Source organism: Moraxella caprae DSM 19149 (assembly GCF_000426885.1).
Taxonomy (GTDB): domain Bacteria; phylum Pseudomonadota; class Gammaproteobacteria; order Pseudomonadales; family Moraxellaceae; genus Moraxella; species Moraxella caprae.
Genome location: NZ_AUGF01000081.1, coordinates 1 through 3,812, shown reverse-complemented (window position 1 = coordinate 3,812; position 3,812 = coordinate 1). Strand labels below are relative to the sequence as shown.

3 protein-coding genes are annotated in these 3,812 nt (G+C 46.1%); 2 read left to right on the top strand and 1 reads right to left on the bottom strand.

All coding sequences use genetic code 11. The annotated features are described in order from the left end of the window. Positions 1–74: 74 nt before the first annotated feature. A complete protein-coding gene (locus tag K941_RS17880; RefSeq protein WP_228130418.1) occupies positions 75–1,151 on the top strand; it encodes a DUF896 domain-containing protein in 1,077 nt (358 codons plus the stop codon). Here the strand turns inward: K941_RS17880 and xerD are convergent. Next, on the bottom strand, positions 1,141–2,094 hold the full coding sequence (gene xerD, locus K941_RS0112135) for a site-specific tyrosine recombinase XerD (protein WP_029103808.1): 954 nt from the start codon (positions 2,092–2,094) through the stop codon (positions 1,141–1,143). The genes K941_RS17880 and xerD overlap by 11 nt on opposite strands. Before the next feature lie 225 nt (positions 2,095–2,319). Between xerD and ribBA the strand changes: the two genes are divergently transcribed. Next, on the top strand, positions 2,320–3,411 hold the full coding sequence (gene ribBA, locus K941_RS0112130; RefSeq protein ID WP_036388381.1) for a bifunctional 3,4-dihydroxy-2-butanone-4-phosphate synthase/GTP cyclohydrolase II: 1,092 nt from the start codon (positions 2,320–2,322) through the stop codon (positions 3,409–3,411). Positions 3,412–3,812 lie beyond the last annotated feature (401 nt).

Genomic DNA, 3,812 nt, shown 5'->3' with positions numbered 1-3,812 from the left:
TTTTACGAAAGTCTAAGGAGTAGGTCATGGTATTTAAAGTTCTATTTAATGGATGTTAGGGTATTGTAGCATATTTGGGGTTTTTGGGGTGTATCGTATCGGCAGGCGATAATGCAGGAATGGGCGATAGGGCGTTAATTCCTGTGAATAATGCGATTGGTAACAATCCACTTGCGACAAAATCCATTACGCTGTCGTGTGGCAAGCTGATGACGGGTGTGTCTGTGCCTGCGTGGACGGGGATTTTTATGCTAAGAAATTGTGCCAGCCCTGAGACTTATTTTCAGGCGGGATTTCGGGTGCAGACCCCGTGGACGGTGCGGGGCGATGACGGGGTAAATATTATTAAAAATCAATGCTATATCTTTGATTTTGCTCCCAATCGTGCCTTACGCCAAATCGCCGATTATGCCCACAAACTAAACCCAAAGGAAGGCAATCCAGAGAGTAAAGTATCTGAATTTATCGCCTTTTTGCCTGTGCTTGCCTATGATGGTAGTGCAATGCAACAAGTGGACGCAAAACTACTCCTTGATATGGCGATGAGTGGCACAACGGCAACGCTACTGGCTCGCCGTTGGCAGTCGGCACTTTTGGTCAATGTTGATGATTTTACCTTGCAAAATCTGATGAAAAATCAAGATGCCATGGACGCTTTGATGAAAATTGAAGAGTTTAGAAGTTTGAATGATGATATTGAAGTCGTCATTAACCGCTCTGAAAAAATCAAAGGTTTAAAAGAAAAAGCCAAAGACAATGATGGCGAATTATCAAAAAAAGACAAAAAGACATTAACCGATGAAGAAAAAGAACAAAAATCCCTGCGAAAACAAATTCAAGATAAACTCATCAAATTTGCCACTCGCATTCCGATTTTTATGTATTTGTCCGATTTTCGAGAACACAGTTTAAAAGATGTGATACAAGAGCTTGAACCTGAATTGTTTACCAAAGTAACGGGTCTAACACAAAAGGATTTTCAATTATTGGTGTCTTTAAATGTCTTTGATGAAAGCGTGATGAATGATGCGGTGTATAAATTCAAACGCTATGAAGACGCAAGCCTTGAATATACAGGGATTGATAAGAAAACGGCGTATTTGGGGCTTTATAATACCGTCATCAAACACCCAATCAACGCTACCCCCTAGGATGATGCTCTTCGTGCAAGGCTTGCAGACGTGCCGTGGCAACGTGGGTATAAATCTGCGTGGTGGATAGGTCGCTATGCCCGAGTAAAAGCTGAACGCTACGCAAATCCGCCCCGTGGTTGAGCAGGTGCGTGGCAAAAGCATGGCGAAGCGTGTGCGGTGAGATGTCGGTTTTGATACCCGCCAGTAGAGCGTATTTTTTAATCAAATGCCAAAAGTTATGGCGGGTCATATAGCCCCCCTGCTCGGTCAAAAACACCGCTTGGCAGTCACCGCCCTTTGTGCCGACCTTACCGCTTTTGCCAGCAGTCAGTTCATGACGGCGGACAAGATAGCTTTGTAGAGCGTTGTGGGCGTATTCACCAAGCGGAATCAGGCGAGTCTTTCCGCCCTTGCCTGTCACTTGGAGCCAGCCTGCGTTTAGATTTAGCTCATCGAGCGACAGATTGACCAGCTCCGAGACACGCAGACCACAGGCATACATGACTTCGAGCATGGCTTTATCACGCAATCCTAATATCGTCGCTAAGTCAGGCGTGCCAAGCAGTCTGGTGATGTCGTCTTCGGATAGGGTCTTGGGCAGAGGCTTGTCGGCTTTAGGGTTTTTGATGTTCTCACAGGGGTTGTCATCACGCACCCCATCGCCCACCTGCCATAAGAAAAACTGGCGTAAACTTGCGAGCATTCTCGCCTGCGTGCGTGGCGATTTGCCTTGGTTTTGTAGATACACCAAGCACCCTGCCACGTCCGTCTCTTGCCAATCGGTCAATGCTCGCTCACTGATTGCCATACAAGTACGCAAATCACGAATGTAAGCGTTACGGGTGCGTGTGGCAAGTCCCCGAGCCAGCATGTTAATACGAAATTCGGTCAGATATTCTGGGTCGGTGTCGGTGGTCGTCAAGGACGGCAAGCGGGGCTTGGTGGCTCGGGTTTTGCTCATGGTCGGATACGGTGCTGATATTGAGGGTATTGTAACAAACTTTGGGGAATGATTAAATGGTTTTTGGGCGTGCCTGCCTGTCTTTTATCATGCAATGTGCCTTTTAAAAAAATTTTAAAGACAAATAAGGCTTGACTGTTTTTAAAATTTCACATCATCTGCCTTTAATCCCCCAAATCCGCCCCCATGTAGCCTATTAAATTTTTAACACAAATAGGCACCCTTATGGCAAGCACCCTAAACACCGCAGAAGAAATCATTGCCGACATCAAAGCAGGCAAAATGGTCATCTTAATGGACGATGAAGACCGTGAAAATGAAGGCGACATCGTCATGGCGGCGGTTCATGTCAAGCCGTCCGACATCAACTTTATGATTACTCACGCTCGTGGACTGGTGTGTTTGACTCTATCCGAAGCCCGTTGCCGTCAGCTTGAACTGCCCCTAATGAGCGACAAAAACGGGGCGAAGTTTAGCACCAACTTTACCCTATCCATCGAAGCTAGTGAGGGCGTAACCACAGGCATATCCGCCGCCGACCGTGCCAGAACCGTGCAGGCAGCCGTCGCCCCCTTTGCCAAACCCACCGACATCGTCCAACCTGGACATATCTTCCCCATCATGGCAAAACAAGGCGGGGTGCTACATCGGGCAGGTCATACCGAAGCAGGCTGTGATTTAGCACGCCTTGCAGGGCTTGAACCTGCGGCGGTGATTTGTGAGATTATCAAGCCTGATGGCGAGATGGCACGTCGTGATGATTTAGAAATCTTTGCCAAAGAACACGGACTTAAAATCGGCACCATCGCCGACCTTATCCACTATCGCATGACCAACGAGCAGACCGTGGAAGTCATCGATGAGCGGGACTTTGCCAGTGAATTTGGGGCGTTTAAACTCTATCGTTTTAGAGAATATGGGGCGGATGAGATCCACATCGCCCTAGTCAAAGGCGACCCAAGCCGTGGCGTGGCGACCGTGCGAGTCCATGCCCTAAACCCCCTAAAAGACCTGTTTGGGCATACTGACAGCAAGCACAGTTGGGATATTCGCTCAGCACTGGCTCAAATCGGGCAAAGCGAGCAAGGCGTGTTCGTGTGGATTGACTCAGGGCGTACTGTCGATGTCAGCGGTGCGTTGGATAAATACCAAGCCAATGTCAGCGTACACGAAAGTAGCGAGCCTTATCGAAGTATCGGTGTTGGAGCCCAAATCCTAAAACAGCTTGGCGTCAAAGACATGCGACTTCTATCAAGCTCCGCCAAATTTAACGTCTCGGGCTTTGATTTGAACATTGTGGAAGTTGTGGCACGTTGATTAGGGCATGCCTGCCCTTTATAACACTATTTACAATATAGAAATATTTTGGAAATAAAATAATGTTTTTGCATGAAAAATGGCTAAATCTTGTGGCTCGAAGGCAAAAGCTGGTTTGATAAAAGACTCACAAACTTCACTTTTTCCTTGAAAAACGAGCGATTTTCCACATTTTTCATTGCAAATACAAAAGGCAGGCACGCCCTATTGGTTTAAAATAAAATAAAAAATCGGATAAGTCACTATCCGATTTTTTATTTTATTTGGTGCCAAATCGGAAACCACCCCATCAAAACTGTTTTATATTTTTCCATTTTCCATTTTCCATTTTCCATTTTCCATTTTCCATTTTCCATTTTCCATTTTCCATTTTCCATTTTCCATTTTCCATTTTCCATTTT